Source organism: Pedobacter soli, from assembly GCF_900101435.1.
In the GTDB taxonomy this organism is placed as follows: domain Bacteria; phylum Bacteroidota; class Bacteroidia; order Sphingobacteriales; family Sphingobacteriaceae; genus Pedobacter; species Pedobacter soli.
In genome coordinates this window covers 227061-246325 of record NZ_FMZH01000005.1, presented here as the reverse complement: position 1 = coordinate 246325, position 19265 = coordinate 227061, and the positions used below count along the sequence as shown (strand labels likewise).

The window sequence follows — 19265 nt, the reverse complement described above, 5'->3', positions numbered from 1 at the left end:
ATCGGCAGGCTTTTGTTTTTGATTATTTTTATGTACTTATGGTCTTGCTGGCTGCGGCGCCGGTAGTTCTTTTCTTGGTATTTGTGCCTCGCGTTGTGAGGTGTTGTAAACAAAAGATGCTATAATGGTAGCGGCTTGTTTTAAGTCGTCTTCTACCAGCCTGTCGTAGGTATCCATATTGCTGTGGTGTGTTCTGGTATTGTAATCGGCAGGATCCTGGATAAACTGAAAACCTGGGATACCCACGGCATCAAAAGCCTGGTGATCGGTACCGCCAGTGTTATTTATGGTAATGGTAGTAGCACCCAAATCGTTAAATGGAGTTAACCAGCTTTGAAAGATAGGCCCTGCGGCTGTATTGCCCTGTAAATAAATCCCACGTATTTTACCGGTTCCGTTATCGAGGTTGTAATAGGCCGATATTTTCTTCTGATCAGGCGCTAATACCATGGTTTTCGGATCGCCGAAGTGTTTGGCCACGTAGCCTCTGGAACCAAATAAACCCTGCTCTTCCGAACTCCACAAGGCAATGCGGATGGTACGTTTAGGTTTAAAATCTATAGCTTTTAAAATGCGCATGGCTTCCATCATTACGGTAGAGCCGGCAGCATTATCGGTGGCGCCGGTAGCGGCATGCCACGAATCGAAGTGGCCGCCAATCATTACCACCTCATCTTTTAATTTTTTATCGGTACCAGGTATTTCGGCAATTACATTGTAGCCTTGAGGATCCTGATCGTAGAAAGAAGTTTTAATATCAGCTTCTACTTCTACCTTTTTGCCTGCGCGTAACAGACGTAAAATGTGTAAGAAATCTTCTGCTGCTACCTCCAGTTCGGGCGATACGGGTTTGGCATCTAAAGCATAAGAAGCGCCATTACTGGTAAAAAAGGTACCTTGTCCACCGCGGGCATAAGTTAAAATGAGGCCAACTTTTTCGTCAACAAACATGGCATTCATGGCGGCTCTTATTTCGCGCATTTTCATCATTTGTGCCATTCTATCGGCCATTGGTCCACCGGTTGGGCGTTGTCTTGCTCCCGCAGCTTGTGGTTTTGCAGCAGCCATTTGTGCTAAAGTAGAATCGGCATAGCGAGCAAAATCTGCTTTTGTACCACTGGTTAAAGGAGCACCCTGATCCATCATGATAATTTTGCCGGCCAGTTTACCTTTGTATTTGGCTAAATCGGCAACGCTATCGGCTTTGATTAAAATTACTTCTGATTTGATTGGCCCGTTTGTGCCGGGAGTCCAGGCTTTTGGCGAAGCAATAATGGCATGGTAAAAAGGGAGTGTAGTTGCCGCATAATATTTATCGATTTGCCAGCCTTTACCAAAAGTTCCCCAGGCTTCAAGGTGCGCATTTTTAAGGCCCCAGTCTGTTAATTGTTTTACTGCCCAATCTTGTGCCTTTTTTAAGCCTGGCGAATTGGATAAACGCGGACCGCTTACATCGGTCAGGTTAAAGGCAATGTCCATTGCTTTCGAATTTTCAAGGCCTTCTTTCCTTATTTTTTGAACTATGGCTGCATCGGGGGTATCTTGTGCAAAAGCCGGGAAGCACAAGGCAAGAGCCAGTGCGGTAATGGTAAATCTTTTGATCATGAGAATAATTTGTTAGGTGATTTTAACTTAAAAATACATTTAAAAGCCCTTCAAATCGTTTTACAATGAGATTTTTACATGGAGGCTGTTTTTATATGGCGTTTTTTGCGTGGAAAGGTGTTTTTTTAACCGGACGGAAGTTAAATAAATCTTATCCGATAGCTATCGGATGAAATGAAAAGCCCGAAATCCCGATTTTTCATCGGGAGAGGACTTGTAATGTAAAGCAGGAGAGGCGTTAAAATGAAAGGCTGAAATTGCTTTTCGAATTATTATTTAATGCTCTTTCTGCTCACGATAAAATAACCCACGATAAAAAGAATGAGCGCATAAATTAAGCTGGTCCATATTTCTTGTGTAAAAACGGGAAAATCTAAGGGATTGGCACCTTTTTTTACTTTTGTTATCCTTAACGATAGGGTTGGCAGGCAGTAAGGGATTAAATAAGCGTATTTCCAGCCTACATTGGCGGTAATGATGCCCATAATGGTGCCTACAAAACCTATGCCCATGGGTTTAAGAAAATCGGCCCACACCAAACTGAGGATAAACTGCAGGGATAAAATACCCAGCGATGACAGGAATAATTTGGTGTAAGCGTTGATTAAAATGTTTAGCGGGTTATATTGATTAAAGTTGTATTTGGGCACCAATACCTGAAGTAAATGCCCAAAACCATAGGTGAGTGAGGCAAATAAAAACAAGGAGATAAATATTAAGCCTACTGCGTAGAGGTATTTCGCCGTGTAAATAGAAAACTTGTTTAAGGGCTGGGCAAACAGGGTTTTCCAGGTATCGTTTTTGTGTTCGATGTTGTTTACCGAGAAAGCCATAAATATAACATAGAATGGCATAACCAGTAAACCCATTACGTTTAGCGCTGCCCCACAGTATTGCCCCCATAGCATTATGGGCGGATAATGATAGTTTAAAATTTTTTCGGAGCTCGAGTAAAAACCAAAAGTAATGAGCCCGCAAATGATTAGCGGTAACAATATGGCTGCCCAAAACGCCAGGGTTTTCTTTGATTTGTAAAATTCGGATACTAACGAGATGTATAAAGAGCGCATATTAGTTGGTTTTGGTAATATCGAGGAATAAATTTTCGAGATCTTTGCGCTGCTGATATAAGCTGCTTACCTTAAAGCCATTTTGCACCAATAATGCATTTAAAGTAGCACTTTCCTGCGCAGAGGTAAATGGAATGGTGATTTTTTTATCGGTTTGGCCTGCAATTTCATAACCCGATTTTGAAATGAATGCGCCAGCTTTTTCAGTATCATCAACTTCAATTTCGAGCATGGGTTTGCTAAGTTGGTGAAGCTCATCGATAGTGCCCTGAAACAGCAACTGCCCTTTGTTAATAATACCAACGTGGGTGGCTGTTCTTTCTATTTCGGCCAGCAAATGGCTTGAAACGAGGATAGTTTTATGGTGTTTTACGGCAAGGTCTATCATGAGGTTGCGCACTTCGATAATGCCGTTCGGATCGAGGCCATTGGTGGGTTCATCGAGCAAAAGTAATTCGGGATCGGAAACGAGTGCAAGGGCAATGCCTAGACGCTGTTTCATACCCAGCGAATACTTGTTCGATTTTTTGTCGGCAGCATCGCTTAAACCAACAAGGGCCAGCATTTCGCTGGCCTTGCTCTTTTTTATACCGAGTAATATACAGCGGTTTATTAAATTTTCTTTACCAGTTAGGTGGCCATAAATAGCGGGCTGCTCTACCAGGGCGCCCACGCGTTTTAAAATGGCTATCCGGTTGTTGTTAATCTCCTTACCGAAAATAAATACCTGATCGGAAGGCGATTTTAACAGGTTGAGCAATATTTTAATGGTAGTGGTTTTGCCAGCGCCATTAGGGCCTAAAAAACCATAAATACTGCCTTTGGGTACTTGTAGCGAAAGGTCTTTTACAATGGCCTGATTGCCAAAGTTGAAATTTAAGCCTACAGTTTCGATAGCGTAATTACCCATTATTTCCTATTTGAAAATAGCAGATACTTGTTTTACAATTGTGGTAGAAGCTTTAGCAGGTTTTACAACAATTTCAGCATCGCTTTTGTTGGTGTTAAACGTAAGGGTTAAAATCATCAACATAAATACTGGAAATAATAAAAATAAAAATGGTGATGTGTTTGCTAACTTTTTCATGATCGATTGTTTTATTTGAGAGACAGTGAAGCTGACATCAGCAGTTACTGCCTGGTTGTTTAAGTTGATTGCTGATGTAGTTTTCATGTTATTATCGTTTTGATGATTCAAAGAAAGTCAAGAAAAACAAGCTGCTAAAATGTATTATACCAAGTGTTCAAGATTCTAGATCAACAGACATTTTTGGCGTTTGTCGATAAAATTTGGCGATTGGGCCGTTGGTAGAAAAAAAATGCCCGTTGGTAGATTGTGTTCGGTTTAAATTGAAAGTTTATTTACTTTGGATGCATGAAGCGATTATCTCAAATATTGATTTTACGCTTTTAATTGATAAACACATTTTAAATGAAGGAAAATAAGGGAGTTCTAATATTACATAGTATTTTCTGGGCAATAATTTTAGTAGGTGCTGGGGTTATTCTTATAACAAGTACCTCGCAGGTAACTGTTAAAAGGGAATTAATCTCTTTTGGCGTTTTTGGGATCTTGAATGTTTCGGTGTTTTACATTAATTATATTTTTTTAATCCCCGAACTGATAAAGAAAAGAAAAAAGTATTGGCTTTATGTTATTGCTTTTTTTCTCATGATTGGGATTGCAGCTTTAGTCAAAACAATAATTGCAGTCTTAAATCCTGCAGATATGATGATTGTACGGGGACACAGCAGCGAGTATAATGTAAACGAATATTTTATCGGGAAGGCATTTGTGGGTGGTTTTTTTATTATCAGCAGCTGCATTATTAAATTTACCATCGATTGGTTCTCTAGTGAAAGAATTCAAAGAAATTTAGAAAGCGAGCGCCGCGAAATGGAGCTCCAGTTTTTAAAATCGCAGTTAAACCCACATTTTCTGTTCAATTCATTAAATAATATTTACTCGCTGGCTTATCAGAAATCGGATAAAACTGCCGATGCAATTATGAAGCTCTCGGAAATTATGCGCTACATGATTTATGAAAGCAATACCCCAACAGTTTCATTAAGTAAAGAGGTAGATTATTTAACCAATTATATCGAACTGCAAAAAATCAGGTTTAAAGATGGTGCTTTCATTGAGCTTACGCTGAACGGCGAGATTGACGACCAGAAAATAGTGCCCTTAATGTTAATTTCGTTTGTTGAAAATGCCTTTAAACACGGTGTAGTGAACGACCCGGCCGAGCCTGTAAAAATAAATATTATTGCCAACCAGAAGATTTTGCATTTTAGTGTAATTAACAAAAAAAGCCATTTAAATAAAGATGCACAGGGTGGGGTAGGTTTAACCAACGTAGAAAGACGTTTACAATTGGTTTATCCTGACAGATATAAATTAAATGTTGTAAATTCGGCTACGCATTACACCTGCGAACTGATGATTGATATATAACCGGGAGCGATTTATACACTCGGATATACATTAAATCGTGAATTAAAATTAAAATCTAAAATGAACCTAAACTGTATTGTTGTTGATGATGAGCCTTTAGCGCTTGATATTTTACAGGATTATATCTCAAAAGTACCCTTTTTAACGATGGTTAAAAGATGCGAAAACCCCATTGAAGCCTTGCAAATTGTGCAGGGTGGGGGGATTGATCTGGTGTTTTTGGATATTCAGATGCCTGAATTAACGGGCATACAGTTTTTGAAGATTGCAGGCAACAAATGCCATTATATTTTAACCACGGCCTATCCGCAATATGCACTTGAAAGTTACGACCTGAATGTTTCTGATTATCTGTTAAAGCCAATTGCTTTCGATCGTTTTTATAAGGCCGTAGAAAAGGTACACAACCAGGTAAAGCCAGTAGAGGTCCCAGCAAGTGTTGCTCAACCTTTGGTTACACCAGCACCGTTTTCGGGTACACCAAACCCGGTACAGGATTATATTTTTGTTAAAACGGAGCATAAGATCCAAAAAATTTACCTCCACGATATCTTGTACATTGAAGGCTTAAAAGATTACATTTCTATTTTTACGAAAGATGAGCGTGTAATTACGTTACAGAGCATGAAGAAAATGGAAGAGGCGTTGCCGCAGAGCCAGTTTATCCGCGTACACAAATCGTATATTGTTGCTGTAGATAAAATTGAAAGCATTGAGCGCAGCCGCATCACCATTAACCAGAAGATTATTCCGGTGGGCGATACTTACCGCGACGAATTTTTCAGGGTAATCGGGAATAAGAATATTTAGTGCTGAGTCTGAAGTCCGGAGCCGGTAAGCAAAAGCTGGAATTAAACGTTTGGCCCTTCCTGATCTTGATACTAAGTACCTGATACTTTGTTTTCCTCAAGCTCCTGACCTAAAACTTTTCTGATTGCATTTTCGGCTTCGAAAGTAATTTCGTTTGCTGTTTTTCCTTCTGGTTCTATCGGTTTTAAAACCGTCCATTTAAGGGCATTTCCAGTAGTTAAAGGGAACATTCCAAAACGTACGATTTTCCAGGAGTTTTCGATTGCTACCGGAACAACGAGTGCATAGGGTACCACTTTTAAAATCGTTGCAATACCGCCAAACTGAAAGGTTTTTACCTGTCCATCTTTAGCCCGAGTACCTTCAGGAAAGATTACTGTGCTCCAGTTGTTTTCTTTCATGCGGCGGCCAAGTTTAATAATTTCAGATATGGCCTGTTTATTGTCTTTGCGGTTAATGTTGGCCCCACCACCTAAACGCAGGTTGATGGATATAGATGGAATACCTTTGGCAAGTTCAATTTTGGAGATAAACTTTGCGCTGTATTTTCTTAAAAACCAGATTAGCGATGGGATATCATACATGCTCTGGTGGTTCGCTGCAAAAATAATGGGCCTGTCAGTCGGTAAATTGTAGGTGTTTTTAAAGCTTATGGAATTAAAAAGAAACAGCTGACAATAGGTTAAACAAAAATTCAGCACATCAACAGAAACCTTATGCGCTTTATAACCGGATAGTTTATAGCATAACCATTGAATAGGGTGGAAGATGCAAAGGAATAATCCGAAGAAGATATAGAAAATCGGGCTTAAAATATAGCCAAAAAGCTTGCTCATCTGGTTGATTTAATGGATGGCAAAGATAACAATAAATTATTCGGGTTCTTTAAAGATGTACTTTTCTTCATATTGTACGTCAAAGGTTCTTAAAAGACCTGTATATTCTTTTATAAAATTTTCTTTTCTGTGGTGTTGCTCTTGATTCTGGATATATTGAATAACCCTTGGAACCTGGCTTTTTGCATATGAAAATGCACCGTAACCCTCCTGCCAGGCAAATTTAACCTTGCAGAAACCCTGATTGTTTATCCATTTTGAGCTTTCGGTTTTTACATTTTGAATTAAGCCCGAAATTGATTGATGTGGGCGCAGGCCGATAAAAATATGGATGTGATCGGGCATACAATTGATCTGGATCATTTTATGATCATTGGCCTGGAAAATACCCGTAATATATTTTAAAAGCCTTTCTTTCCAATCTGGTTGAATTAATGAAGCCCTGTATTTAACGGCAAAAACAAATTGAATGTGTAATTGGGTATAGGTATTTGGCATAATGCATATAATTAAAAAATCAAACGTTCCTATGGAACGACATAACGATCGCCATTTTTACCGGAATATTTGCCCTTAATATGCAACCGGTAATATATGGGGATGATTTCTTATTAATGCAATCGTTAATTTAAATTACAAAATATTTTTTAAATTTTCTACCCGGGATTTGTTCCTACGGAACATTTAATTTGTGAATTAGAATAATGTCCCGTAGGGACATTTGCCCGGTAGAAAAATATTGCGAAATATTTTTAATGTTCCGTTAGGAACATTTGGTGATTGTATGCATTACAATTGGCCGTTTTGCATCATTATTTTGGCTTTTAAAATTGCCGCTACGCTTATCGAATCGGTTATTTCGCCATTGAGCACCATTTGATATGCCGCTTCAAAAGGTAATTTTTTAAGCATCAGTTCCTCCGTTTCTTCAGGCATGGCAATACCCTTAATCAGGCCGGTAGCCACATAAACAATGCTCAGTTCATCGCTTACCGAATTGGAGAGGTGCAACCTTAAAATTTCTTTCCAGTTTTGAGCGCTCATACCGGTTTCTTCCAGTAATTCCCTTCTGGCACTATCTAAAGGTACTTCGTGGAAAGGGCCACCACCCTCAGGAATTTCCCAGCTGTAAGCTTTTATGGGGTAACGATACTGACCAACCAGCCAGGTATTATAATCCTCATCAAGTGGTAAAATCCCGATGGCCAGGTTCTTAAAATGCACCTCACCATAAATACCTTTTCCGCCAGTGGGGTTAATTACCTGATGCTCGGTTACGCGGATCCAGTTGTTATCGTATTTTACATCACTTTGCAGCGTTTTCCAGGGATTAATCTCTTCCATACTGCAATATAGGGATTATCCTTTTAGCTTATTGCGGTTTTGCCGGTGGTGGTGGCGGAATTTTATTCACCTTGATTTTAGTAAAACGATAATTGAGGCTAAAGGTGAAATTTTGGGTATTGTTAGTCGAATAATTCTCTACCCTGAAATTCTGACCTTCGTTAAAAAAGGTATTGGTGCGGTTACCTAAAATATCGTTGATGGTTACGCGCAGGTTTAACCGGTTAGCGAAAAAGACCTTCCTCGCCGAGAAATTGGAAGTCATAGAGCCTTTGTTGCGGCCCTGAGCATTGGCATTGTTGGCATAATTTAAATTCGACTCAAAAGCTGTTTTAAATGGCAATTGCATAGACAGGCCAACTGCAGCCCTGAAGCTAATCCCATCACGGTTTAAAGAGCTATTGAGCTGCGATTTATAATTGCTTTGGATAACACTAAAATTTCCGTTGGCCGATATTTTATTGGTTGGGCGGTAATTGCCGATTAAAATGAGCGATAGCGCACGATTGGTGCCCACATTATCGTAGGTGTTTTCAGATCGCGCCGTGTTCGAACCCGGAATTAGGGTAACCGTACGGTAACGTTCTATCACACCCTGACTTGTAGAATACGATAGCCTTGGGTTAAAAGACCATTTCTGCCCGAATGCTCCGAAATTGATATCGAACTGGTGGGTATAAGCAGGCGATAAATTGGGATTTCCGTAAGAAATGTTCAGTGTATCTACATTATTTACCTGAGGGTTTAATGTATTTTCACGCGGGCGATTAATGCGGATGCTGTAGGTAGCACCAATATTGTAGCGTTTGCGGTAAAAACGGTTGAGTGAGAGATTAGGGAAAACACTTAAATAGGGCTTTACATTATAATTTTCTCCTGTCGATAAATCGAAGGCAACATCCGTAAGCTCTGCTCTGACACCGGTTTTTACGCCCCAGCCTACGTTACGGTAATTGTAAGAGGCATAAGCAGCACCAATGTTTTCGTTGTATAAAAATTGGTTTGATAATTTGTTGTTCCGCAAAAATTGCTGGGAAGCAAAATTGAAGTTTTCAATAAGCAGATTGTTATCATTTTTTCTATAGCTAAAAGCCAGGCCTGCCTCTATCCTGTCGCGCTTTTTAAATATGGACTTTTCGTAATCCAAAGTTACATTTAATCCGCGGTTGCCAGTGTGGTTATTGTTTTGCTGCAAGCTGGGATTTAGTGTACTAGGCTGGGCATAGGTGGTACTGTAGCTGCGGAAATCGATATTTTTATTGGTGTTGAAATTTAGTCCTAGTGATATTTTTCCGCCGCTGGTGTCGGTTTGTAGATCGTAATCGGTATTAAAAACAAAATTGTTGCTGTTCCCGTTACCGGTATTGAGCTGGTTACGCAAGCGGCTTTCTATATAATTTTCATTTAAATAGTGCAGATCGGTAGAAGAATTGGAGTTGGTATGGTTGAGGTTGTAATTGGTTGACAGGCGCAAACTTTGTTTGGGGCTAATGGTCCAATCTAAACCCAGCCTGAAATTACCGCCGTTATTATGGTTTTTGTAGCCTCCGTACTGATCGTAATAGAAAGTGGTATCGGGAAAGAAATTCTCGCGGAAATTATGGCTATCACCTTTGCTTACATTGTAGCGGTAAGCGGCACTGCCATTAAGCGCGTACGATTTACCCCGGTAAGAAGCGTTTGCATTGGTGTTGCCGTTGCCCTGTAAGCCACCTGCAATGCCAACATTGCCATTAAAGCCAACTTTAAAACCTTTTTTCATCACAATATTAATGATGCCTTCGCCATCGCCGCTGTATTTGGAAGGAGGGTTGGTTAGTACCTCTATTTTATCAATCGCATCTGAAGGAAGTACATTGAGCAGGTCGGCAATGTTCGAGGTCATATAATCAGATGGTTTACCATCTATAAAGATCCGGGTATTTCTTTTGCCTGCTATGGTGGCATTGCCATCAATATCAACCTGTATCATAGGTACATTTTTAAGTACATCGGTGGCAGTGCTGCCTTCGGCCAGTAGGGTAGAGCCTACATTATAGGTAACGCCATCGGCACCAAATTCGATGGGTGGTTTTTGTACGGTAATGGTAACTTCCTGCAGCGAATTTTGTTCGGAGCTAAGTTTTAACGCTCCCAGGTTTTTATCGTAATCTTTCTCGGTCAGGGTAATGCCGTTTACTTTTAACGGGGCGTAGCCAACAAAACTTACACGGATGCTGTAATTGCCTGGCTTTAGGTTTTTAATGCTAAAGCGGCCGTCTTCGTCGGTAGCTGAGGTAATTACCGGCTGTTCAGAGTTATCGAGGTAAACCGATATTACTGCAGATGGAACGGGTAATCCACCAACTTCTTCGACCACTTTTCCACTAATTACACCTTTTTCGGCCGCAAAGGTTGTAAAGGAGTAGAAGAATAGAAAAAATATAAGACCAAGTTTAGGTAAAGGTTTTTTCAAGCGCTAATTATTTAAAAAAAAAGGTGCTTAGCAAATTTACTAAGCACCTTTGATAAAATTAAAATGATCCTTCATCAGGTCGGTTATCCTGATCTTCTCTTTTTTGTTTTTTAGTACCTGTAAATGTAGTTTTACCAAAACGGTAAGAGAAGGTTAAGTTACCCATAGTTCCCTGAAACTGGCGTTCAAAATCAACAATGGTGGCTTTATCTTCTGTAGTCATGCTCCATCTTCTGGTGTTAAACACATCCCTCACATTGAAACTTAACGAAGCTTTTTTGTTCGGGAAATCATATTTAGCACCTCCGTCTACACCATACATGGCATTACGCTTACCTTGAGCCATTACTTCAGGGGCACGGTAATCGCCACGCAGCTGTAACGACAGGTTTTTAACTACGGTTAAGTTTGCGGTAAGGTTCGCATTCCAGCTAAAACCGCTGCTAGAAGGGATATCAAATCTTGCATCGCCAGCAAACTTAGCCTGATATAAGTTAACGTTAGTGGTAAAATTTAACGGTTTAATCAGATCAAAACGACCAATTAATTCTACCCCGCTATTAATCTGGTGCGATAAGTTTTGAGGGGTTGAAGTAATGATACCATTAACTGGCGTGCTTCTTACCCTTTGGATCACATCGTTGGTTTGACGGAAATATAAGCTCGAAGTTAAAGTTACTTTCTTCCAGTATTTGCTATAGCCCAACTCAAATGAGTGCACATCTTCCGGTATCAGGTTCGGATTACCGCCTCTGTAGTTTAACGGATCAGAAACATCTAAAAACGGGTTGGTATCCCACGGGCGTGGACGGTTTACACGACGGGTATAGCTTAACTGAAGCTGGTTTTCGCCTTTCAATTTTTGCGTTAAGAAAACGCTAGGGTATATCCTTTTGTAATGGATGTTGCCTTCGCTAGTGGTTAGCACGTTATTGGTATAACCTTCCAGGTGCGTATCTAAGCGCGCATCTTCGCCCCTTAAACCAATCTGATAACCAAAATCTTTAATCTGGTTCTGGTAGTTAAAATAAAGTGCATGTACCTGGTCTTTGCTATCGAAACCATTAATCAGTTTATTGTTCTGGATAAAAATATTGGTGTTTGTAGGGATCGAATCTGCATATTGATCGTTATTTCCTAAACGGATCTGGCTGCGGTAACCTACCTCAATTTTACCTGCTTTACCAACCGGCAAAGCATAATCAGTTTGAATATTGTAATTGGTGTTGTTGCCGGTATTAAATACACGTTGCAAACTTAACGTTTCGTTTATTGGCGTACCATTGCGGTTTGTAGTGGTGGTACTGTAATTCTGGTCGTTGTTATTGGTGCCATACGAGTAACCAAAGTTAAAGGTTAGCTCTTCTTTCGGTTTTTTAAACTTCTGTACAAAATCGAGGTTGGCATCGTAACTGTTGCCATAACCATCAGTAGTATTGGTTCTGGTGCTCAGTAAAACCGGTGCTTGAGCAAGGTTTAATTGTCTGATATCAAGCAGCTCATTCCGGTCGTTTGCCCTTGAATTAAAACCTCCTGATAAACTGATTACACTTTTAGGCGCCACATAATAATCGATACCTGCTTTGGCATTATGGCCTTTATCTAACGATTTTGAAACGGTATTTTGACTGGCAAAACGCGTTGTAGCCTCATCTGATTTATAAGTAATATCTTGAAAACCGCCACCAACACGGTTACCATAACGGTAGCTGTAGTTACCATAAATGTTTACTTTACTGTTTTGGAAGCTTAAATTGGTGTTGGCATTGTAGTTATCGCGGTTACCAGCTGTTGCTGCAACCGAACCGTTAAAGCCAAGTCTGGTATTTTTCTTTAATACAATGTTAATGATACCCGATTGGCCCTCTGCATCGTATTTAGCCGATGGATTGGTAATTACTTCAACACTTTCGATCGAACTTGCCGGAATAGAGGCTAAAATCTGCGCCACATTTCCGCCGGCGATTAAAGAAGGTTTACCATCAATTAAAACCTTAACCCCGGTCGATCCGCGTAAACTCACATTTCCGTCCATATCGGTAGAAACCGAAGGTACATTTTGCAATAAATCGCCGGCCGAACCACCTTCGCTCACCAAACTCTGGTCAACAGAAAATATTTTCTTGTCAATTCCCATCTGCATAGCGGCTTTTTGGCCTGTAACGGTAACCTCGCTCAGTACATTGCCCTTGGCAGCATTCATTTTTATCTCGCCGAAGTTTAATGCACCCGTGGCGGCTGTAATGGCTACGTTATCGCGAACCATGGTTTGGTAACCCACAAAGCTGATTTTAAACGTAAAGTTTCCTTTTGGAATATTGGTCATCGTAAACGCTCCGTTTACATCTGTTTGGGCAATTTTGGCATTTTTTCCTGTAGATTTATCGATTAAAACTGCTGTTGCAAATGGAATGGTTTCTTGTGTTTTAGCGTCTTTAAGTACCCCCGTAATTTTTGCACTTCCGCCGGTTTGGGCAAAAAGATTAAAAGCAAGGGTTAGAAGCAATAAGGTAATTGGTATTGTTCTCGAATGTAAGAGTCTCATTAAAAGTTAGTTTTTGTCGTGTATTTTTATAAAGGGAGACAAAGTAACGGCAAGGAAGTTTAATTAAGGAGGCGTAACCATTTTATTACAGCCATTTTATGGTAATATTTTTGTTGGTTATAAATCGATTTACAGTTAGCAATTGGCAGTTTTCCCTTTCGTGGAAAACAATGGTGGAATATTACAATTGAACGATCTTCAAAATGTTACTTTTGTTTATCACATTGAGCATAAAATAACAGATGAAAAAAATATTGATTGTTGATGATTTGCACCCTGTATTTAAAGAACGGGCTATTGCTATGGGATATGAGGTTGATGATGAACCGCAAATTACCCGTCAACAAACACTCGGGAAAATAAAAGATTATACCGGTATTGCTGTGCGGACTAAATTCAGGATTGATGCCGAAATTTTTGCCGCGGCACCCAATTTAAAATTTGTGGCCCGGGCTGGGGCAGGTTTAGATAATATCGACGATCAGATTGCTTTTGAAAGAAATATCGAATTGATTAATGCACCGGAAGGCAATTGCGATGCTGTGGGCGAACATGCTACCGGTTTGTTGCTTTCGCTGATGAATAATTTCAGGAGAGCAGATATCGAAATCAGAAATGGCCTTTGGGACCGCGAAGGGAATCGTGGTTATGAGCTGAAAGGCAAAAAGGTTGGAATTATTGGTTATGGCTTTATGGGGCAGAGTTTTGCTAAAAAGCTGGCGGGTTTTGAGGTTGATGTTATGGCTTACGATAAATATAAAACCGGCTTTAGTGATGCATTTGCACGCGAGGTAAGCATGGAAGAAATTGTAAAACACAGTGATGTGTTGAGCCTGCACATTCCGTTAACTACCGAAACCAGGCTGATGGTAGATGATGAATATTTCTTTCACTTTAAAAAACCGATTTTCTTCATCAATACTGCCCGTGGCGAAATTGTTAAAATTGATGCGGTATTAAACGCCATTAAAGCAGGTAAAATATTAGGTGCCGGACTTGACGTACTGCAAACAGAAAAATTTCCAGCCCTGGGCGAACAGTCCTGGTATAATGAACTTAAAAATAACGATAAGGTGATCTTAACCCCGCACGTTGGTGGCTGGACATTTGATTCTTATCGTAAAATATCTGAAGTATTGGCTGAGAAATTAAGCGGGATTAAATTTTAGATATACAATATCTGCAAGATTTAAAATAAAAACGTTTGCGCTCGTTTCCAAACGAGTGCATAAATAGCTATACGATTCTATCGTTTGTAAACGATAAATTATTCAACGCTCGTTAGAAACTAGCGTTGGCTTAAGTATATAACCTCGCAGGTTTCAAAAAACTGCGAGGTTTGAAGCATTATAAATTAGCTGCGTGTAAAAAACAGTTGATATTTTTTGCCTCAATTCAATCATAATGTTTAAATTGAGTTAGAAAATTTAACTCAATTTATCATGCCGAAAGATCACTTATATTCAACTACAGTAACCTGGACGGGCAATAAAGGCTCTGGTACAATGGATTATCGCTCGTACGATCGCGATTATGTTATTTCAATAAAAGGTAAAGCCGATATTTCGGGTTCGTCAGACTCGGCTTTTTTAGGCGATAAATCTAAATATAACCCCGAAGATCTGTTATTGGCTTCTATATCGAGCTGCCACATGTTGTGGTATTTACACCTTTGTTCTAAAAATGAAATTGTGGTAATCGATTATAAAGATGAGGCGGTAGGCACCATGGAAGAATCGGCTGATGGAAGTGGACGTTTTAGGGAAGTTACGTTGCACCCGCAGGTTTTAATTGCAGATAAGGCACATTACGAGCTGGCAGAAGCATTACATAAAGAAGCCAATAAAATGTGTTTTATAGCTAATTCACTCAATTTTCCGGTAAAACACGAAGCAAGCTGCAAAGCAGAGAACGCTTAGGAATAATAAGTTATTAGTTTTCAGTTGGCAGTTTTAATAATTGCCAACTGAAAACTGTGAATTACCAACTATTTGGTTGCCCAAACATTATCAGCAGGAGTGGCATCCATATAAATGCCATTATCCAGCGAAACTGATTTTATCTTTTTGCCTGCATTAAATGTTACATTAATTTCTTTCTGGTTTGCTTTCCAAACCGCAGGCGTTTTATGGATCGTATCTGTTTTTCCATCGGTATAGGTAACTACCACATCAAACGGAATGGCAAAACCGCCCACATTTTTAATCGTTACGGTAGCTTTACCAGCTGTAGAACTCACTTTGGTAACGGCTAAATCGAGGTAATTGTTGGTGAAGAACCAGTTCTGGAAAAACCAGTTCAGGTTTTGTCCCGATCCTGAGTTCATCGAATTAAAGTAATCCCACGGAATAGGGTGTTTGCCGTTCCAGTTGCTCATGTAGGTGTGCAATGCTTTTTTAAATAACTCATCACCCAGCATATCTTTCAGTGCCAGGTAAGATAAAGAAGCTTTACCGTAAGAGTTATTGCCGTAACCAGCTCCCGAAACCTGATCGGACATCGAAATTACCGGCTGATCTTCTTCTGCTGATTTATCGTTAATGTACTTATCAACCCTAAAGTTTTTGTAAAATTTATCGGCTGCTTCTTTACCGTGTTCGGCAATGCCAATCAGGTATTCAAAAGTAGTTGCCCATCCTTCGTCCATGTAGGCATAACGGGTTTCGTTAATACCCATGTAAAATGGAAAGTAGGTGTGCGCCACCTCATGGTCTTGCACCAGTTGCGCAAAAACCGGGTCGCCAAATTGCGAATCGTTTACCATCATCGGGTATTCCATATCGGCAAAACCCTGGAAGGCGATGGTTTTGACATAAGGGTAAGGAATGCCTGGCCAGTTGTTCGAAAACCAGTCTAAAGCATTCAGGTTGTATTTAACTGAATTTACAAAATCGGTACCGGTGGTTGGGTTATAAGCGGCTTGTGTACTGGCCCTGCGATTGGTCTTTTTATCTACAATTACACTGGCGCCATCCCATACGTAATGGTTACTCAAGGCAAAAGTAACATCGGTAATGTGCTGTACGGCAAATTTCCAGGTATTCCAGTCTTTTTGTGCAGTAACCTTACCGTCTTTCATTTCCTGCTCGGTTGCAATGTGGATTACCTCATCGCCATTGTACGATTTTTTTAAACGTGCCGAAATTTCAGGTTGCAGCACTTCATCCGGATTTAGGAAATCGCCCGTAGCATAAACTACATAATTTTTAGGCGCTTTGATCGAGAATTCATAATCGTTAAAATCGTTGTAAAACTCTGCCCGGTCGGTATGTGGAATGCGATCCCAGCCGTTATAATCGTCGAAAACTGAAATGCGGGGATAACTATAGGCTACAAAAAAAGAATTGGGATCAATTTGTCCTTCTCTGCCACTTTCTTTTGATAAGGGATAATCCCAGGTTATTTTAACTGTGATTTTTGATTTGGGCAATAAAGGCTTTTTTAACTTTACATTACCAACGGTTCCCCAATCTTTACTGTTTACGTTATAGGTTTCGCCATCAACTGAAAAAGCAGAAATATTTAAACCCGAGCTTAAAAAATCTTCACTTACCGCACCGCCTCTTGGCGAAGTTGGTTTATGCAGGTTATTTACAAAACGAATAGCCAGGTTTCTTAAGGTATCAGTACTGTTGTTGCTGTACAAAATTTCTTCCTCGCCGCTAACCACCTTTGTTTCGGCATTTACCTTAATATCCATGTTATATTTACCATGGTTTTGCCAGTAATTTGGCCCCGGTTTTCCGCTTGCCGAGCGCGTACCCTTTGTATAGGCCGCTTTAATATTCCGTGGCATATAAAGCTCTTGTGCAGAAGCTGCATAGCCGCCCAGGCCGATCAGCAGGGCTATAGAAAGTAACTTTTTCATTTTTACGAATAATTTTAAGCTAAAAATAGAATTAATGATTGAATTTCGGAGGGGTGTATGACTGAATGTTACGATTTGGTGAGCTTCGCATATTGGTAAAATGATTGGATTTTTAAGTTTTGAAGGATTGAAATAATGTTTAAGCTAATTCCATAATCTTACTCAAACATGGGTAAACTGAAAAATCATGGTAATTTATTTGCTTTTGTAATTTCCACAATTTATCTTCGTTATAATTGAAGCAAGACTATGTAGCAAACCAACTATGTAGTCTTGTTTGTTTTTTATAGCGTTTGAATAAAAATTAAAAGAGCAATGACAGAGGTAACATACTATACCCAAGAGGGGTTGGATAAATTGAAAGAAGAAGTACATTATCTAACTACAACCGGTCGTCAGCTTATATCTAAAGCAATTGCAGAAGCAAGGGATAAAGGTGATTTATCGGAGAATGCAGAATACGATGCAGCTAAAGAGGCACAGGGGTTGCATGAAGCAAAAATAGCCAAATTACAAAATACGTTGGCCAATGCACGTTTAATTGATGAGTCGAGATTAGATTTATCGAAAGTGCTTGCATTATCTATCGTTAAAATAAAAAATGTTAAAAACGGTGCTACCATGACTTATCAATTGGTGGCCGAGAGTGAAGCTGATTTAAAAACAGGAAAAATTTCTGTTAAATCGCCTATTGCGCAAGGCTTACTGGGTAAATCGGTTGGCGAATTTGCCGAAATCGAAGTGCCTGCAGGTAAAATGCAATTCGAAGTACTCGAGATCTCGAGATAAGTATATGGCGTATGGCGATAGATGGGTAAACCGCTTCGCGCCATACGCTTAACGCTAACCTTTATACCCTTTACCTTAATGACTATATTTTCAAAAATCGTTGCAGGAGAAATCAGCGCACATGTTGTAGCCGAAACTGCTGAATATTTAGCCTTTTTAGATGTTTCTCCATTAACTGCTGGCCATGTGCTGGTAATTCCGAAAATCGAAGTCGATTATATTTTCGATATGGAAGAGGATCATTATGTTGGGCTTTGGATGTTTGCCAAAATTGTAGCTAAAGGGGTAAAAATTGCTTTCCCTTGTAAAAAGGTTGGTGTTTCGGTAATTGGATTAGAGGTGCCTCATGCACACATCCATTTAATTCCGATGAACAATGTGAGCGATATGAACTTTAGCAAAGAAAAGCTAAAGCCTACCACCGAAGAATTGGCAGAAGCTGCTGCGAAAATCAGGCAGGCTTTACTCGAAGCATAAAAAAAGGTCGGCTGCAAATTTGCCAGCCGACCATTCTACCCGCCTAACCCTCAAATTTTTTATGGTGCCGGAGCAACTGCAGTTGTGGTATACACATACGGCCAAACTGAACCCGGGGCTGCAGTTCCTGGAACAGTAATACCTTTATTATCGCCTCTTTTCGCATCAGGTACGTAATAATACAATGGCCAGCCCTTGTAAGTAAGTTGTTTTTTGCCAATTGCAGCGACTGTAATTACAGCAAGATCAGTTTTTGCAATAGCTGATGGTGCAATCAATACTTCAGATTGATAAACCGGCCAGATTCCTTCCTGGGTAACGCCTTTGGTGTAATTGTTAACCCCATTTTTATCGGGTCCAAAAGCATAAAGCGTTCTGCCAAAGGCATCGGTAAAATATTTGGTATTGCCGGTTCCTTCTACATAAGCACTGGTGTAGCTTTTGCCATTAGCACCAATTAACTGGGCATTGGCTATCATTAATGAATAATCAGGCTTGGCCACAAACCAGATTCCACCCACACCATCACCTTTAATTTCTCCGGCGACAGCATCGCTGGCATAGTAATATAAGGGATAGCCGCGGTAAGTACTTTGCTTACGTCCATCGGCACGGGTTACTTCGCCCACTTCGGCTTTGTTTAAGTTGAGGTCGGTGCTGGCATCAGCCGAATAATATATTGGCCAGGTTGTTTCGCAGCCACCACTGCAGGTTGGCGTACCTGCTACATCAGAAGCAAAAAAGTAAAGCGTTTTTCCATCCTTATCTGTTAATACCGCTCCAAATGTGGTACTGGTTGCCAGCTGGATCCCTTTTTTCTGTGGTACAGGTTCAGGAGTGGGTTCGTCGGCACTGTTCTTTTTGCAGGCTGTAATAACCAGGGCCATACAAGCTAAGGCCAACAGGTTTCTTTTTAAGTAGATTAGCATAAGATTTCGTTTTTAGTTTTAACTTTAATAAAATAATATGCTGCTATTACGCCATGGCTTTGTAAATAGTTGCTTCCGG

17 protein-coding genes are annotated in these 19265 nt (G+C 40.0%); 6 read left to right on the top strand and 11 right to left on the bottom strand.

The window, feature by feature from the left end; all coding sequences use genetic code 11:
• Positions 1 to 36: 36 nt before the first annotated feature.
• The 4 genes from BLR37_RS13050 to BLR37_RS13035 all read right to left on the bottom strand — a co-directional run bounded on the left by BLR37_RS13050 (position 37) and on the right by BLR37_RS13035 (position 3849).
• Positions 37 to 1605: a M28 family metallopeptidase gene (locus BLR37_RS13050; protein WP_167356602.1), complete on the bottom strand. Its 1569-nt coding sequence runs from the start codon at positions 1603 to 1605 to the stop codon at positions 37 to 39.
• A gap of 272 nt (positions 1606 to 1877) precedes the next feature.
• Positions 1878 to 2675: an ABC transporter permease gene (locus tag BLR37_RS13045; protein ID WP_090769207.1), complete on the bottom strand. Its 798-nt coding sequence runs from the start codon at positions 2673 to 2675 to the stop codon at positions 1878 to 1880.
• 1 nt (position 2676) lies between these two features.
• Positions 2677 to 3585 (bottom strand): ABC transporter ATP-binding protein, encoded by a 909-nt coding sequence (locus BLR37_RS13040; protein WP_090769205.1) that lies wholly within the window; start codon positions 3583 to 3585, stop codon positions 2677 to 2679.
• 6 nt (positions 3586 to 3591) lie between these two features.
• The gene (locus BLR37_RS13035) at positions 3592 to 3849 is read right to left on the bottom strand and encodes a hypothetical protein (RefSeq protein ID WP_090769203.1); all 258 of its coding nucleotides are present in this window, start codon (positions 3847 to 3849) and stop codon (positions 3592 to 3594) included.
• A gap of 555 nt (positions 3850 to 4404) precedes the next feature.
• Here BLR37_RS13035 and BLR37_RS13030 point away from each other — a divergent pair.
• Complete coding sequence (locus BLR37_RS13030) at positions 4405 to 5133, top strand: sensor histidine kinase (protein ID WP_244154657.1); 729 nt, start codon at positions 4405 to 4407, stop codon at positions 5131 to 5133.
• A 60-nt stretch (positions 5134 to 5193) separates the two neighbouring features.
• Positions 5194 to 5943 carry a LytR/AlgR family response regulator transcription factor gene (locus tag BLR37_RS13025; protein WP_090769199.1) on the top strand — a complete coding sequence of 250 codons (750 nt, stop codon included), beginning with the start codon at positions 5194 to 5196 and terminating at the stop codon, positions 5941 to 5943.
• A 71-nt stretch (positions 5944 to 6014) separates the two neighbouring features.
• On the opposite strand, the gene BLR37_RS13020 is transcribed toward BLR37_RS13025, so the two are convergent.
• From BLR37_RS13020 to BLR37_RS13000, 5 genes are all read right to left on the bottom strand, one after another.
• Positions 6015 to 6779: a lysophospholipid acyltransferase family protein gene (locus BLR37_RS13020; protein WP_090769197.1), complete on the bottom strand. Its 765-nt coding sequence runs from the start codon at positions 6777 to 6779 to the stop codon at positions 6015 to 6017.
• Between the two features lie 36 nt (positions 6780 to 6815).
• Complete coding sequence (gene tnpA, locus BLR37_RS13015) at positions 6816 to 7277, bottom strand: IS200/IS605 family transposase (RefSeq protein ID WP_090769195.1); 462 nt, start codon at positions 7275 to 7277, stop codon at positions 6816 to 6818.
• Between the two features lie 291 nt (positions 7278 to 7568).
• Positions 7569 to 8123 (bottom strand): NUDIX domain-containing protein, encoded by a 555-nt coding sequence (locus tag BLR37_RS13010; protein WP_090769193.1) that lies wholly within the window; start codon positions 8121 to 8123, stop codon positions 7569 to 7571.
• Between the two features lie 28 nt (positions 8124 to 8151).
• On the bottom strand, positions 8152 to 10578 hold the full coding sequence (locus BLR37_RS13005; protein WP_090769191.1) for an outer membrane beta-barrel protein: 2427 nt from the start codon (positions 10576 to 10578) through the stop codon (positions 8152 to 8154).
• A 58-nt stretch (positions 10579 to 10636) separates the two neighbouring features.
• Positions 10637 to 13123 carry a TonB-dependent receptor gene (locus BLR37_RS13000; protein ID WP_090769188.1) on the bottom strand — a complete coding sequence of 829 codons (2487 nt, stop codon included), beginning with the start codon at positions 13121 to 13123 and terminating at the stop codon, positions 10637 to 10639.
• Positions 13124 to 13365: 242 nt separating this feature from the next.
• Here BLR37_RS13000 and BLR37_RS12995 point away from each other — a divergent pair, with 242 nt between their 5' ends.
• Together BLR37_RS12995 and BLR37_RS12990 are read left to right on the top strand one after the other, a co-directional pair.
• Entirely contained in the window at positions 13366 to 14292 is a 927-nt protein-coding gene (locus BLR37_RS12995) for an NAD(P)-dependent oxidoreductase (protein WP_090769186.1), read from the top strand.
• A gap of 273 nt (positions 14293 to 14565) precedes the next feature.
• Positions 14566 to 15042 carry an OsmC family protein gene (locus BLR37_RS12990; protein WP_090769184.1) on the top strand — a complete coding sequence of 159 codons (477 nt, stop codon included), beginning with the start codon at positions 14566 to 14568 and terminating at the stop codon, positions 15040 to 15042.
• A 68-nt stretch (positions 15043 to 15110) separates the two neighbouring features.
• On the opposite strand, the gene BLR37_RS12985 is transcribed toward BLR37_RS12990, so the two are convergent.
• Positions 15111 to 16991 carry a M1 family metallopeptidase gene (locus tag BLR37_RS12985; RefSeq protein WP_090769182.1) on the bottom strand — a complete coding sequence of 627 codons (1881 nt, stop codon included), beginning with the start codon at positions 16989 to 16991 and terminating at the stop codon, positions 15111 to 15113.
• A 315-nt stretch (positions 16992 to 17306) separates the two neighbouring features.
• On the opposite strand from BLR37_RS12985, the gene greA reads away from it, so the two are divergent.
• Together greA and BLR37_RS12975 are read left to right on the top strand one after the other, a co-directional pair.
• Complete coding sequence (gene greA / locus BLR37_RS12980; RefSeq protein WP_039472782.1) at positions 17307 to 17780, top strand: transcription elongation factor GreA; 474 nt, start codon at positions 17307 to 17309, stop codon at positions 17778 to 17780.
• 78 nt (positions 17781 to 17858) lie between these two features.
• Positions 17859 to 18257 carry an HIT family protein gene (locus BLR37_RS12975; RefSeq protein WP_039472785.1) on the top strand — a complete coding sequence of 133 codons (399 nt, stop codon included), beginning with the start codon at positions 17859 to 17861 and terminating at the stop codon, positions 18255 to 18257.
• A gap of 59 nt (positions 18258 to 18316) precedes the next feature.
• Here BLR37_RS12975 and BLR37_RS12970 read toward each other — a convergent pair whose 3' ends face one another.
• Positions 18317 to 19186, bottom strand: a complete 870-nt coding sequence (locus BLR37_RS12970; RefSeq protein ID WP_090769179.1) for a hypothetical protein — start codon at positions 19184 to 19186, stop codon at positions 18317 to 18319.
• Positions 19187 to 19265: the final 79 nt, after the last annotated feature.

Coding starts and splice junctions, on each gene's coding strand:
- BLR37_RS13020 (WP_090769197.1), bottom strand. CDS start 6,779: ATGAGCAAGCTTTTTGGCTATATTTTAAGCCCGATTTTCTATATCTTC.
- BLR37_RS13040 (WP_090769205.1), bottom strand. CDS start 3,585: ATGGGTAATTACGCTATCGAAACTGTAGGCTTAAATTTCAACTTTGGC.
- BLR37_RS12970 (WP_090769179.1), bottom strand. CDS start 19,186: ATGCTAATCTACTTAAAAAGAAACCTGTTGGCCTTAGCTTGTATGGCC.
- BLR37_RS13030 (WP_244154657.1), top strand. CDS start 4,405: ATGATGATTGTACGGGGACACAGCAGCGAGTATAATGTAAACGAATAT.
- BLR37_RS13025 (WP_090769199.1), top strand. CDS start 5,194: ATGAACCTAAACTGTATTGTTGTTGATGATGAGCCTTTAGCGCTTGAT.
- BLR37_RS12995 (WP_090769186.1), top strand. CDS start 13,366: ATGAAAAAAATATTGATTGTTGATGATTTGCACCCTGTATTTAAAGAA.
- BLR37_RS13035 (WP_090769203.1), bottom strand. CDS start 3,849: ATGAAAACTACATCAGCAATCAACTTAAACAACCAGGCAGTAACTGCT.
- greA (WP_039472782.1), top strand. CDS start 17,307: ATGACAGAGGTAACATACTATACCCAAGAGGGGTTGGATAAATTGAAA.
- tnpA (WP_090769195.1), bottom strand. CDS start 7,277: ATGCCAAATACCTATACCCAATTACACATTCAATTTGTTTTTGCCGTT.
- BLR37_RS13045 (WP_090769207.1), bottom strand. CDS start 2,675: ATGCGCTCTTTATACATCTCGTTAGTATCCGAATTTTACAAATCAAAG.
- BLR37_RS12990 (WP_090769184.1), top strand. CDS start 14,566: ATGCCGAAAGATCACTTATATTCAACTACAGTAACCTGGACGGGCAAT.
- BLR37_RS12975 (WP_039472785.1), top strand. CDS start 17,859: ATGACTATATTTTCAAAAATCGTTGCAGGAGAAATCAGCGCACATGTT.
- BLR37_RS12985 (WP_090769182.1), bottom strand. CDS start 16,991: ATGAAAAAGTTACTTTCTATAGCCCTGCTGATCGGCCTGGGCGGCTAT.
- BLR37_RS13000 (WP_090769188.1), bottom strand. CDS start 13,123: ATGAGACTCTTACATTCGAGAACAATACCAATTACCTTATTGCTTCTA.
- BLR37_RS13010 (WP_090769193.1), bottom strand. CDS start 8,123: ATGGAAGAGATTAATCCCTGGAAAACGCTGCAAAGTGATGTAAAATAC.
- BLR37_RS13050 (WP_167356602.1), bottom strand. CDS start 1,605: ATGATCAAAAGATTTACCATTACCGCACTGGCTCTTGCCTTGTGCTTC.